General features: G+C 40.6%; 14 protein-coding genes. 12 read left to right on the top strand and 2 right to left on the bottom strand.

Annotated elements, in window-relative coordinates; all coding sequences use genetic code 11:
• Positions 1-3: 3 nt before the first annotated feature.
• The 4 genes from AWM68_RS12715 to AWM68_RS12700 all read left to right on the top strand — a co-directional run bounded on the left by AWM68_RS12715 (position 4) and on the right by AWM68_RS12700 (position 3,942).
• The gene (locus AWM68_RS12715) at positions 4-996 is read left to right on the top strand and encodes a thiamine pyrophosphate-dependent dehydrogenase E1 component subunit alpha (RefSeq protein WP_066242171.1); all 993 of its coding nucleotides are present in this window, start codon (positions 4-6) and stop codon (positions 994-996) included.
• Between the two features lie 14 nt (positions 997-1,010).
• On the top strand, positions 1,011-1,994 hold the full coding sequence (locus AWM68_RS12710; protein WP_066242168.1) for an alpha-ketoacid dehydrogenase subunit beta: 984 nt from the start codon (positions 1,011-1,013) through the stop codon (positions 1,992-1,994).
• Positions 1,995-2,012: 18 nt separating this feature from the next.
• Positions 2,013-3,347, top strand: a complete 1,335-nt coding sequence (locus AWM68_RS12705; protein WP_066242166.1) for a dihydrolipoamide acetyltransferase family protein — start codon at positions 2,013-2,015, stop codon at positions 3,345-3,347.
• Positions 3,348-3,513: 166 nt separating this feature from the next.
• On the top strand, positions 3,514-3,942 hold the full coding sequence (locus tag AWM68_RS12700) for a BrxA/BrxB family bacilliredoxin (protein WP_066242164.1): 429 nt from the start codon (positions 3,514-3,516) through the stop codon (positions 3,940-3,942).
• 170 nt (positions 3,943-4,112) lie between these two features.
• Here the strand turns inward: AWM68_RS12700 and AWM68_RS12695 are convergent, their stop codons facing one another.
• On the bottom strand, positions 4,113-4,541 hold the full coding sequence (locus AWM68_RS12695; RefSeq protein ID WP_066242161.1) for an NUDIX domain-containing protein: 429 nt from the start codon (positions 4,539-4,541) through the stop codon (positions 4,113-4,115).
• Between the two features lie 139 nt (positions 4,542-4,680).
• Between AWM68_RS12695 and AWM68_RS12690 the strand changes: the two genes are divergently transcribed.
• From AWM68_RS12690 to AWM68_RS12670, 5 genes are all read left to right on the top strand, one after another.
• Positions 4,681-5,469, top strand: coding sequence for a transporter substrate-binding domain-containing protein (locus AWM68_RS12690; RefSeq protein WP_066242159.1), 789 nt, complete (start codon positions 4,681-4,683; stop codon positions 5,467-5,469).
• Between the two features lie 18 nt (positions 5,470-5,487).
• Positions 5,488-6,147: an amino acid ABC transporter permease gene (locus AWM68_RS12685; protein WP_066242157.1), complete on the top strand. Its 660-nt coding sequence runs from the start codon at positions 5,488-5,490 to the stop codon at positions 6,145-6,147.
• Positions 6,140-6,853 (top strand): amino acid ABC transporter ATP-binding protein, encoded by a 714-nt coding sequence (locus tag AWM68_RS12680; RefSeq protein WP_066242154.1) that lies wholly within the window; start codon positions 6,140-6,142, stop codon positions 6,851-6,853. Before AWM68_RS12685 ends, AWM68_RS12680 begins: the two co-directional genes overlap by 8 nt.
• Before the next feature lie 113 nt (positions 6,854-6,966).
• Entirely contained in the window at positions 6,967-7,914 is a 948-nt protein-coding gene (locus tag AWM68_RS12675; RefSeq protein ID WP_066242149.1) for an aromatic acid exporter family protein, read from the top strand.
• 68 nt (positions 7,915-7,982) lie between these two features.
• Positions 7,983-8,471 carry a L,D-transpeptidase gene (locus AWM68_RS12670; RefSeq protein WP_066242144.1) on the top strand — a complete coding sequence of 163 codons (489 nt, stop codon included), beginning with the start codon at positions 7,983-7,985 and terminating at the stop codon, positions 8,469-8,471.
• 49 nt (positions 8,472-8,520) lie between these two features.
• Here AWM68_RS12670 and prli42 read toward each other — a convergent pair whose 3' ends face one another.
• Positions 8,521-8,613 carry a stressosome-associated protein Prli42 gene (prli42, locus tag AWM68_RS21465; protein WP_156488399.1) on the bottom strand — a complete coding sequence of 31 codons (93 nt, stop codon included), beginning with the start codon at positions 8,611-8,613 and terminating at the stop codon, positions 8,521-8,523.
• A 183-nt stretch (positions 8,614-8,796) separates the two neighbouring features.
• Here prli42 and AWM68_RS12665 point away from each other — a divergent pair, with 183 nt between their 5' ends.
• Genes AWM68_RS12665 through AWM68_RS12655 form a run of 3 tightly spaced genes read left to right on the top strand, consistent with a single transcriptional unit; the run spans position 8,797 to position 12,856 of the window.
• Positions 8,797-10,437, top strand: coding sequence for an acyl-CoA mutase large subunit family protein (locus AWM68_RS12665; protein ID WP_066242140.1), 1,641 nt, complete (start codon positions 8,797-8,799; stop codon positions 10,435-10,437).
• A gap of 22 nt (positions 10,438-10,459) precedes the next feature.
• The gene (gene mce / locus AWM68_RS12660; RefSeq protein ID WP_066242137.1) at positions 10,460-11,308 is read left to right on the top strand and encodes a methylmalonyl-CoA epimerase; all 849 of its coding nucleotides are present in this window, start codon (positions 10,460-10,462) and stop codon (positions 11,306-11,308) included.
• Positions 11,309-12,856, top strand: coding sequence for an acyl-CoA carboxylase subunit beta (locus tag AWM68_RS12655; RefSeq protein WP_066242134.1), 1,548 nt, complete (start codon positions 11,309-11,311; stop codon positions 12,854-12,856). It abuts the gene before it with no gap.
• Positions 12,857-12,867 lie beyond the last annotated feature (11 nt).

The following is a 12,867-nucleotide window of genomic DNA, read 5'->3' as shown; positions in this document are numbered from 1 at the left end:
CAAATGGCAGAAACACGTCACGAACAATTAGGTTTAACAAATGAAGATGTTATCCATATGTTTAAAACAATGCTTTTAGCTAGAAAAATTGACGAGCGTATGTGGCTATTAAACCGTGCAGGTAAAATTCCTTTCGTTATCTCATGTCAAGGCCAGGAAGCTGCACAAGTTGGTGCAGCTATGGCGCTAGATAATGAAAAAGACTTTGTCTTGCCATACTACCGTGATATGGGTGTTGTACTTCAATTCGGTATGACAGCAAAAGATTTGATGCTATCAGGATTTGCAAAAGCTGAAGATCCAAACAGTGGCGGCCGTCAAATGCCAGGGCACTTCGGGTCTAAGAAGCTTCGTATTGTAACTGGCTCTTCTCCGGTTACAACGCAAGTTCCTCACGCTGTAGGTATTGCTCTTGGCGGTAGAATGGAAGGGAAAGATCTTGTTACGTTTACTACGTTTGGTGAAGGTTCTTCTAACCAAGGAGATTTTCATGAGGGTGCTAACTTTGCTTCTGTTCATAAGCTGCCTGTTATCTTTATGTGCGAAAACAACAAGTATGCAATCTCCGTTCCAATCTCTAAGCAGCTGGCGTGTGTAAATGTATCTGATCGTGCCATCGGTTATGGTATGCCTGGTGTGACGGTTGATGGAAATGATCCTCTAGCTGTTTATGAAGCAGTTAAAGAAGCGGCTGATCGCGGAAGACGCGGTGAAGGCCCGACATTAATTGAAACAGTAGCTTATCGTTTGACGCCTCACTCTTCTGATGATGATGATCGTGCTTACAGAACGCGTGAAGAAGTTGAAGAAGCGAAGGCAAAAGATCCGATCCATACATTTGCAGCATACTTGAAAGAACATGGTATTTTAACTGAGGAATTAGAAAAACAGATATTTGATGACATTCAAAAAGAAGTGGATGAAGCTACAGAATATGCAGAGAACGCAAAATACGCTGATCCTGAGAGCGCACTTCTTCATGTATACGCAGAGTAAAGGGGGAAAACGAGATGCCGGTAATTTCTTATATTGATGCTGTTACTCAAGCAATCCGCGAAGAGATGCAGCGTGATAAACGAGTTTTTGTTGTAGGCGAAGATGTTGGTGTTCGCGGAGGTGTTTTCCGTGCAACGACTGGATTGATTGAAGAATTCGGAGAACAGCGAGTAATTGATGCGCCGCTTGCAGAATCTGCAATTGCTGGTGTAGGGATCGGTGCAGCTATGTATGGTATGAGGCCGATCGCTGAGATGCAGTTTGCTGATTTTATTATGCCAGCAGTAAACCAGATTGTTTCAGAGGCAGCCAAGATTCGTTATCGTTCAAACAATGATTGGTCATGTCCGATTACAATTCGTGCTCCTTATGGCGGTGGTGTACATGGTGCGTTATATCACTCTCAATCCGTTGAAGCATTGTTTGCTAATGTACCGGGATTAAAGATTGTTATGCCTTCAACTCCTTATGATGTTAAAGGACTTTTAAAGGCAGCGATCCGTGATGAAGATCCAGTACTTTTCTTTGAACATAAGCGGGCTTACCGTTTAATTAAAGGCGAAGTACCAGAAGAAGAGTATGTATTACCAATCGGAAAAGCAGATGTAAAACGTGAAGGTGATGACATAACCGTTATTACATACGGACTTTGTGTACACTTTGCTCTTCAAGCGGCTGAAAAGTTAGAGAAAGACGGTATCTCAGCTCATATACTTGATCTTCGTACGGTATATCCGCTTGATAAAGAAGCAATTATTGAAGCAGCTTCCAAAACAGGTAAAGTGCTTCTCGTTACGGAGGACAACAAAGAAGGAAGCATCATGAGTGAAGTTTCAGCAATTATTGCTGAAAATTGCTTGTTTGAATTAGATGCACCTGTTCAACGCTTAGCAGGTCCAGATGTACCGGCAATGCCTTATGCACCTACAATGGAAAAGCATTTTATGGTGAATCCTGACAAAGTAGAAAAAGCCATGAGAGATCTTGCGGCATTTTAACAATAGGAGGGGACTTTAATGGCTACAGAAAAAATTACAATGCCTCAGTTAGGGGAAAGTGTAACTGAGGGGACGATCAGTAAATGGCTTGTACAGCCTGGAGACACGGTAAAAAAATATGATCCGCTTGCTGAAGTTATGACTGATAAAGTAAACGCAGAAGTTCCATCATCTTTCAGCGGAACAATCAAAGAATTAGTAGCTGGTGAAGGCGATACACTTTCTGTTGGTGAGCTGATCTGTTATATCGATACAGAAGGAGAAGGCGGGGGAAGTGCACCTGCTGCTTCATCTTCAAACGAAGAAAAAGTTGCAGAAGCTGCTCCAGCACCTTCAGCATCTTCAAGTACGAGTGCTGCGAAGCCAGCGGCAAACGTCGATCGAGCGGCGAGAGGACGTTTTTCACCTGCAGTAGTTCGAATGGCATCTGAACATGGCATCGATCTAGACCAAGTAGAGGGATCAGGACAAAGCGGAAGAATCACTCGTAAAGATCTACAGAAAATCATTGATTCCGGTCAGATTCCTACGAAAGATAACAAGCCAGCTACAGAAGATGTTTCTGCAGCACCTGTTTCATCTGCTCCTCAAGTCACGGCTCAACCACAATCATCAGCTCCATTAAAACCGGTAGCTATTGACACTATGCCTGGTGATATTGAAATTCCGGTATCGGGTATTCGCAAAGCGATCGCTCAAAACATGGTCCGTTCAAAGCACGAAGCACCTCATGCTTGGACAATGGTAGAAGTAGATGTAACAAACTTAGTAGAATATCGTAACTCAGTAAAAGGTGATTTTAAAACAAAAGAAGGCTACAACCTTACGTTCTTGCCTTTCTTTATCAAGGCTGTTGTAGAATCACTTAAAGAATTCCCACAGATTAACTCCATGTGGGCAGGTGATAAGATTATTCAGAAAAAGGACATCAACATCTCAATTGCTGTTGCAACTGATGATGCACTATATGTTCCAGTCATCAAACATGCGGACGAAAAGTCTATCAAGGGAATCGCACGCGATGTGAAAGAACTAGCTGATAAAGTAAGAACGAATAAATTAGCTGGTGATGACATGAAAGGCGGAACGTTCACCGTAAATAACACAGGTTCTTTCGGATCTGTGATGTCTACGCCGATCATCAACTATCCGCAAGCTGCTATCCTTTCTGTAGAATCGATCGTGAAGCGCCCGGTTGTAATGAACAATGGTATGATTGCTGTACGAGATATGGTTAACCTTTGTCTTTCTCTTGATCATCGCGTTCTTGATGGTCTCGTATGCGGTCGCTTCTTAGCTGCAGTTAAAGCACGTTTAGAGAGTATGACAAAAGATAACACATCCATTTATTAAAAAAATACTTTTTTTAGGTTTATACGGGTTTTATTCGGGGTAGAGATAACTATCAACACCTCCAAACCCCATAACCCCCTAAGAAAAATGCCGTATATGTTACGGCATTTTTCTTTTTTATCTGTCCATAATTGAGTACAATAAGAAAGAAAGGAGCTGAATACAAATGAACTTTCAATTTAATCTTTTTAATGATGTAGTAGAAACGGCTCGTAAAGAAATGGTAGAGGCTGGCTATACACAACTTTTCAAACCAGAAGATGTTGAAGAAGCTTTTCGTAAAGAAGGTACAACACTTGTCATGATCAATTCCGTATGTGGCTGTGCTGGAGGAATCGCACGTCCTTCGGCTTCATATTCAGTAAAACAAGATGTACGTCCAGATCATCTCGTTACGGTATTTGCCGGACAAGATAAGGAAGCTACAGAGACAGCGCGTTCGTATTTCACTGGCTATCCGCCATCATCCCCATCATTTGCCTTATTAAAAGATGGAGAGATACAAATGATGGTCGAACGTCATGAGATTGAAGGCCACGAACCGATGGAAGTTGTTAATAAGTTAAGAAGTGCTTTTGAAACTTATTGTAAGTAGGAAAATTGTTAAGCTGGCTCAATTTTGAGCCAGCTTTTTTTTCAGAACATAAAAATGTAAGTGAATCCTGAGAATTATGAGCGTTCTCAGAGATTTATGAGCGTTCGTGAAGATTTATGAACGTTCGCGAAGATTTATGAGCGTGAGCGTTCGCGAAGACTTACGCTTGCTCAACATCTTGGCTTAATTCCTTTTTTCACAGCCCATACGTGTGACGAATGAAATAATATCTTTTCTGCCTCATCAATTTCCATCCACACAAGTTCATGATCTTCTTCTACGGGCTTTTTTACATATTCTCCAAAATTTCCTGTATAAAAATACCCCTTATTCATTATGTATTCTCCCTGACGGCTTTTAAAAAATTGCTGAGCTTCACCTATGAATCGATCAGAACTAAATGAATAACCAGTTTCCTCTATACATTCTCTTTTTAAACAAGCTATATGTTTTTCTCCAATTCTTAAGCCTCCACCAGGTAAAAAGCCCTTCCCATTCTGAACGATAATTGCTGCCTTCTCTTCTTCATCTAGGACCACTGCATAAACTGCATCTCGCTCTCTATAAACCACTCCATTTATTTTCTCGCCGAATTGCATGTGATAAGCTCCTTTTGTTTGATCCTTTGATTGAATAAAAATACATTCAGAATTATTAAAATACTTAAATCCGCTCGTTTATGTGTTAATATTCATTTTAACGAATAAATATTAATTATATATACAGGGGGATTTACAAATGAAACGTAATCTTTTAGTCATTTATTTTACCATAGTGCTTGCCATGTTAGCTGGATGTGGCGCAGTTGAAGATAAAAGTTCTTCAAATACAGGCAGTGAATCATCAGAAAAAACGTTAGTGATGGCTACTTCAGCTGATTATCCGCCATATGAGTTTGTAGAAACAGCTAAAGGCGGGGACATTGTTGGTTTTGATATTGATGTAGCTTACCACATTGCAAAACAATTAGGATACAAGATTGAAATTAAAGACATGGACTTTAACGGTTTGATTCCAGCATTAGACAGCGGAAAAGCTGACTTTGTTATTGCTGGTATGACACCAAACGAAGAACGAAAGAAAACGGTAGATTTTTCAGATGAATATTATGCAGCTCAGCAATTAATCGTTACAAAAGATAAATCCATTCAATCTGTTGAAGATCTAGAAGGTAAGAAACTTGGTGTTCAGTTAGCATCTATTCAAGAGAAAGAAGCGGACAAGCTTTTAAAGAAACACACATTTGAAGTGGTGCAAAGAAACAAAGTAACTGAGTTGGTACAAGAGATGAAGTCAAATCGTGTTGATGCCGCAATCATTGAAGATGCTGTAGCCTATGAATTTTTAAAGAAGAACAAAGAACTAACTTCATTTGCGCTGCCAGAGTCTGATGCTGCAGGTTCTGCCATCGCGTTTCCAAAGGAAAGTGAACTGACAGAGAAGTTCAACAAAGAGTTAAAGAAGATGAAAGAAGACGGAACATTGGATAAGCTTGTTGAAAAATGGTTCGGTGTGAAAAAACAGTAAGGAAAGAGAGTGGTAGGCATGAACTTGGATTTCGCCCAGCTCGTGCCTTCTATTCCGTACATTCTATACGGAATATGGGTTACGTTGCAGTTCGTGGCAGTATCGTTAGTGTTTGGATTTTTGTGGGGAACAGTGCTTTCCCTTTTTAAAATAGGTAAAATCACAATATTAAGATGGTTTGCAGATGCATACACGTCAGTGTTCAGAGGTACACCATTAATTCTGCAGATGCTGATCATTTATTATGCGATCCCGCAGCTGACAGGCGTGGATATTGGAGCATTTGCTGCAGGTGTTCTGACATTCGGACTAAATTCAGCCGCATATGTTTCAGAAATTATACGTGCTGGTATTAATGCTGTTGATAAAGGTCAAAAAGAAGCAGCGATGGCCTTAGGAGTACCGTATCGCACGATGATGTTAAAAATTATACTTCCTCAAGCGTTTAAGAATATTTTGCCAGCTCTTATGAACGAGTTTATTACACTGACGAAAGAATCAGCGATTGTTTCCGTTATCGGTGCGCTTGATATTATGAGACGAGCACAGATCGTCGGTGCAAGCAATTATCGCTTTTTTGAACCGCTTTTATTAGCTGGTATAATCTATTATCTGCTGGTTATGCTGTTGACACTCGCAGGACGTGTTATGGAGAGGAGGCTTGCAAAAAGTGATTGATGTCCAAGGATTAAGAAAAAGTTTTGGCAGCAACGAAGTTTTAAAAGGCATCTCAACAACGATAAAAAAAGGGGAAGTTATCGCTGTAATCGGTCCGTCCGGTTCAGGGAAATCTACGTTCCTCCGTTGTATCAATCTGCTCGAATCTCACGATGAAGGCTCTATTAAGTTACAAGAAAAAGACATAAGATCAATCGAACTTCATCTACGTAAAAAGGTAGGGATGGTGTTTCAGCATTTCAATCTTTTTCCGCATCTAACCGTGCTAGAGAATGTCACATTTGCTCCTCAACAAGTTTTGAAGGTATCGAAAAGTGAAAGTGAAAAAGATGCTTTAGATCTGCTTAGCACTGTAGGTCTTAGTGACAAAGCAAACAGCTATCCATCTAACCTTTCTGGCGGACAAAAGCAGCGTGTTGCTATCGCAAGAGCACTAGCTATGAAGCCAGAAGTCATGCTATTTGACGAACCCACTTCTGCACTGGATCCAGAGATGGTAAAAGAGGTACTTCAAGTTATGAAGAATTTAGTGAAGCTTGGAATGACGATGGTCATCGTTACGCATGAAATGGGGTTTGCTAAAGAAGTAGCAGATCGAGTGCTGTTCATGGACGATGGGAAGCTGGTGGAGGACGAAGAGCCAGTGGTTTTCTTTGGAAGTCCTAAAACGGAAAGGGCAAAAGCGTTTTTAGAAAAAGTATTATAATGGTTTACGAGGACTTCTTATGTGGAGTCCTTTTTTAGTTGAGAAATCCTAAGTAAAGTATGGCATAATGGGATAAAATGCGGAAAGAAAATCGAAAGAAGGCTTACTATCTTATGAAATTTACGATTGGTTACCGGACGTTAAAAACCGCTATAGGCGCTGGACTGGCGATTGCGATCGCGGAATGGCTGAAGCTCGACTTTTTTACGTCTGCGGGAATCCTAACGATTCTATGTATCAAGATTACGAAGAAACGATCCATTATCAGCTCTTGGGAACGTTTTGCGGCATGTTTGCTTGGTATCGTTTTTGCTGCCCTCATCTTCTCACTAGTCGGCTACCATTTTTACGCTTTGACCATTTTGTTACTACTGTTCATTCCAACACTCGTATCACTAAATCTAAAAGAAGGGATTATTACGTCTTCTGTTATCATTCTTCATTTATATACCCTTCAAAAGATCTCATGGGATATCGTACTTAACGAGTTTAGTCTTATTGCGATTGGAATCGGCATGGGACTTGTTATGAACTTGTATATGCCATCAATGGAAAAGACTCTGTTACATATGCAAAAAGAACTTGAGAAAAGATATAAAGTGATTTTTCGTGAGTTTCATCTTTATCTTTCTCATGATAAGCACGAGTGGGACGGGAAAGAGATTACAGAATGTGCTGATATTATCTCAAACGCTAAAAGTATCGCTTTTCGTGACGTTGAAAACCATTTTCTTCGTTATGAAAACCAATATTACCATTATTTTAAAATGAGAGAAAAACAGTTTGAAATCATACAGAGGATGCTTCCGATTATCTCTTCCATCGATAAAACCTATGTTCAATGCGAAAGATTAGGCGAGTTTTTTGAGCGGTTGGGAGCGGCAGTCCATCCTGGAAATACAGCTGTACTGTTTCTAGATGAACTCGAAAAAATGAGACAAGATTTCAGAGAGATGCATCTTCCAAAAGACCGAGAAGAATTCGAGACTCGCTCTAAGCTGTATCAGCTTCTACAGGATATTGATGATTACTTAGTGATTAAAAGTAAATTTAAAAAATAAAAGAAATCCAACTCATGACTCACCCTCCATTAACAAATACTAAGTAAAAAATGACAGGGTGATAAAGGATGGTAAAACTAAGTATTGCTTTTATCTTGTTATTTTCACCATTATGGCCAATAGGAAATGCAGAAAAACTTGGAGACCCTTATGTGATTGTTAACAAAACATCGAACCGTCTTGCTTTAATTGAAGAAGGAAAAATAAAAGAAGTTTATAAAGTGGCAACAGGAAAGTCCAAAGAGCTAACACCAGAAGGAGAGTTTACGGTAACCGTAAAAGCGATAGATCCTTACTATCGCAAAAAAGACATTCCTGGTGGCGATAAGACGAATCCGCTCGGATCGCGATGGATCGGCTTTGATGCTCAAAATACAGACGGACGTACTTTCGGAGTTCATGGAAATAACAATCCAGCAGCCATTGGAAGATTTGTTACAGCGGGATGCATAAGGATGTATGAAAAAGATGTTCAGGAACTTTATAGACTATTAAAGATAGGTACGAAGATAAAAGTGATTCAATCTCATAAAAGCTTTGAAGACTTGATTAATTAAATAAGGAACGTAAAACCCCCGGCCTGGTGACTGGGGGTTTTCATGTTTTTTATAAAAAGAAAGCGACCCCTGTTAAAAGACTGCTTACAACTAACGAGATAATCATAATATAAACCACAGTTTTCATCATTTTTTGAGACACATTCATTACCTCCTATAACTTTTCCACCATAATTGTAACGTGTTTAAGTAAGAGAAACAAGAATGGCCAGAATGTCTTTCCGCATTTTTCGTCGAAAATTTGCTTATTCAAGCAGGAAAAAGCGCTTACAAAACGAAAGATGTTATGTTGAGAATATTTTTCTTTGTTAACAGGAGGCCTCTAATGGATAAACAACAGCGAATAAAAGACTGGCAAGAAAAAACAGAGCAATCAATGAATAGATTTCCAGAGCGAAAAGAAAGATTTCATACCTCATCAGATATAGAAATAGAAAGACTATATGGTCCAGAAGAAGAGCGTTATCAGATGGATACGTTAGGATTGCCAGGAGAGTATCCATTTACGCGAGGATCTCAATCAACGATGTATCGTTCTAAATTTTGGACGATGAGACAATACGCTGGGTTTGGTTCTGCTGAAGAGACGAATAAGCGTTTTCGTTATTTGCTAGATCAAGGACAGACGGGTCTTTCAGTTGCATTCGATCTTCCTACTCAGATCGGATATGACTCTGATCATCTAATGGCTCGCGGTGAAGTAGGAAAAGTAGGAGTGGCTATCGATTCGATTGAAGACATGGAGGCGCTCTTAAAGGACATTCCGCTAGATAAAGTAAGTACATCTATGACAATTAACGCACCTGCTTCTGTCTTACTTGCTATGTATATTGCTGTTGCGGAAAAGCAAGGCGTGAGTTCTGATAAACTTTCAGGCACGATACAGAATGATATTTTAAAAGAGTACATTGCACGAGGTACATACATTTTTCCTCCAAAGCCATCCATGCGTTTAATTACCGATATCTTTGGCTATTGCCAGGAAAATGTTCCGAAATGGAACACGATCAGTATCTCTGGTTACCACATACGAGAAGCGGGTTCTAACGCGGCGCAAGAGCTTGCATTTACGATTGCTAACGGACTGGCATATGTAGATGCAGCGATAGATGCTGGATTGAACATTGATGACTTTGCACCGCGTTTAGCGTTTTTCTTTAATGCTCATAATCAATTCTTTGAGGAAGTCGCAAAATTTCGAGCAGCAAGAAGAATGTGGGCGAAGCTTATGAAAGAACAGTACGGTGCAAAAAATCCAAAATCATGGCAGCTCCGTTTTCATACGCAGACAGGGGGATCAACCCTGACTGCACAGCAGCCGGATAATAATATCGTACGTGTTACAACTCAAGCTCTTTCTGCTGTTCTAGGAGGAACGCAAAGTCTTCACACCAATTCCAGAGATGAAGCACTCGCACTCCCAACGGAAGATTCTGCAAGAATTGCACTTCGTACTCAGCAGATTCTCGCTCATGAAACGGGTGTGGCTGATACAGTAGATCCTCTTGCTGGGTCCTATTATGTAGAACATTTAACGGATGAATTGGAACGAAAAGCAAATGAATATATAGATAAGATTAAACAGATGGGTGGAGCTGTTTCTGCGGTTGAACAAGGCTACATGCAGCGTGAAATTCATCATACGTCTTATGAAACACAAAAGAAGATTGAAAATGGTCAAGAAATCATCGTGGGGATGAATAAGTTTACGATTGAGAACGAACCACAGCCAGAACTATTGAGAGTAGATCCTGCGCTAGGTGAAAAACAGAAAGAAAAGCTGCAAAAATTAAAAGCTAAGAGAGATCAAAACCGAGTGAGCGCTCAGTTGGAAATGCTGCGTTCTGCTGCAAAAGGTAAAGATAACTTAATGCCGATCATCGTTGAGTGTGTTAAATCATACTGTACGATTGGTGAGATTTGCGGTGTTTTGAGAGAAGAATTTGGAGAGTACACAGGCGCCTAAGACGAAAGAGGAGTGGAGAGAGATGACGAAAACAATACGTGTTCTTATAGCAAAACCAGGATTGGATGGCCATGATCGAGGAGCTCTAGTCATTTCACAAGCCTTAAGGGATTATGGTATGGAAGTGATTTACACAGGGTTAAGACAGACACCTGAACAGATTGCAGCAGCTGCTGTTCAAGAAGATGTGGATGCGATCGGTCTGTCTTGCCTTTCAGGAGCTCATAATGAACTGTTTCCAGAAGTAATGCGCCTTCTTCATGAAAAAGGCGCTGATGATATTATTGTAGTTGGTGGTGGAGTCATTCCTTGGGAGGATATTCCGTTCCTAGAATCGAAGGGCATTCAAAAAGTGTTTACACCTGGAACGCCAACGATTGAAACAGCTAAATTTATCGAGCAAGCTGTTTTTGAACGTGATGGTATCACTGAAAAAGCAGCAGCGGTTGCACCTGAGCGTATTGACCATATAGGGATTGCAGTTCAATCTCTGGATGAGACTCTGCCTTTTTATGTGAATGTTCTCGGTCTGACACTTGAGGCTGTAGAAGAGGTGCCTTCTCAAAAAGTAAAAGTGGCTTTTATTAAAATTGGAGAAACAAGGCTTGAGCTGCTAGAACCTTTGTCTCCTGATAGTCCTGTAGCACAATTTATTGAAAAGAGAGGACAAGGGGTACACCACGTTGCGTTAGGTGTGACAAATATTCAAGAACGTATTCATGATATGAAAGCAAACGGACTTAAGATGATTCATGATACAGCCGTTCCGGGAGCTGGCGGAGCTTCCGTTGCTTTTATTCATCCTTCTTCCACCCATAAAGTGCTATTTGAGCTTTGTGAAAAGACAAAAAATAAGGAGGAAGCGCAATAAATGGACATCTATGACAAAATTAATGAGCTATATGAAAAGAAGACAGAGATCGAGCTAGGCGGTGGAGATGACCGAATTGATAAACAGCATGAGAGAGGGAAATTGACTGCAAGAGAGCGGATAGATCTTCTATTAGACGAAGGAACGTTCGTAGAACTAAATCCTTTTATGGAACATCGCTCTCACGATTTCGGTCTTTCCGGAATGAAAGCTCCTGGAGAGGGTGTAGTGACGGGATACGGCAAGATCCATGGGCGTCCTGTTTACCTGTTTGCACAAGATTTCACCGTATTCGGCGGTGCACTGGGTGAGATGCATGCAAAGAAAATTGCATCTGTTATGGATTTGGCTGCTAAGAACGGAACACCCTTTATCGGTCTAAACGATTCAGGCGGAGCACGTATTCAAGAAGGTGTTATGTCGTTGGATGGCTATGGTCACATCTTTTATAGAAACAGCATCTATTCGGGTGTGATTCCCCAAATATCCGTAATTATGGGACCGTGTGCAGGTGGAGCGGTCTACTCACCAGCTATTACGGATTTTGTTTTCATGGTTGAAAAAACGAGCCAGATGTTTATAACTGGGCCAAAAGTGATCGAAACCGTTACGGGTGAGAAGATTTCATCAGAAGATTTAGGTGGTGCAGAAGTTCATGCTTCGCGAAGTGGTAATGCACATTTCACAGCGCCAACTGAATCTGAAGTTTTAGAAGAAGTTAGAAGGTTAATCTCTTACCTTCCGCAGAATAATAAAGAGAAGACACCTGTACTTCCATGGGGAGATGAAAAAGACGACCGTCCAGACCTTACGGAGATTATTCCCTTTGATTCAACAAGACCTTATGACGTTAGAACAGTTATAAATGAAGTTGTAGATAAAGATTCCTTTATGGAAGTTCATGCTCAATTTGCAAGAAATATCGTTGTAGGTTTTGCAAGAATTAAGGGTGAAGTGATAGGATTAGTATGTAATCAGCCTAAAGTCATGGCTGGGGGACTGGATATTGATTCTTCGGATAAAGCATCTCGGTTTATCCGTCTATGTGATTCGTTTAATATTCCGATCATAACATTTGAAGATGTAACTGGATTTTTCCCTGGGGTCAAACAAGAGCACGGTGGAATTATCCGTCATGGAGCAAAAATTCTTTATGCTTATTCGGAAGCAACTGTTCCCAAAATAACAATTATTCTTCGTAAAGCCTATGGTGGTGCTTATGTAGCGCTCAACAGTAAATCGATTGGTGCTGATTTAGTGTTTGCATGGCCGAACGCAGAAATTGCTGTGATGGGACCTCAAGGTGCTGCTAATATTATCTTTGCGAAGGAGATTGAACGAAGCGAAGATCCTGAAGCGACTAGAGCAGCAAAAATAGAAGAGTACCGCACGAAATTTGCAAATCCTTACATCGCTGCTGCAAATGGCATGGTCGATGATGTGATTGATCCACGAGAAACAAGAATCAAGTGTATTCAAGCGCTAGACATGCTGCGCAACAAGAATGAAGACAGACCTTACAAAAAGCATGGAAATATACCACTATAAGAAGCGAGGGA

The organism is Fictibacillus phosphorivorans, from assembly GCF_001619875.1.
Lineage (GTDB): Bacteria > Bacillota > Bacilli > Bacillales > Fictibacillaceae > Fictibacillus > Fictibacillus phosphorivorans_B.
Note: the sequence above shows the minus strand (reverse complement) of the source record. Positions and strands in the feature narration are given on the sequence as shown.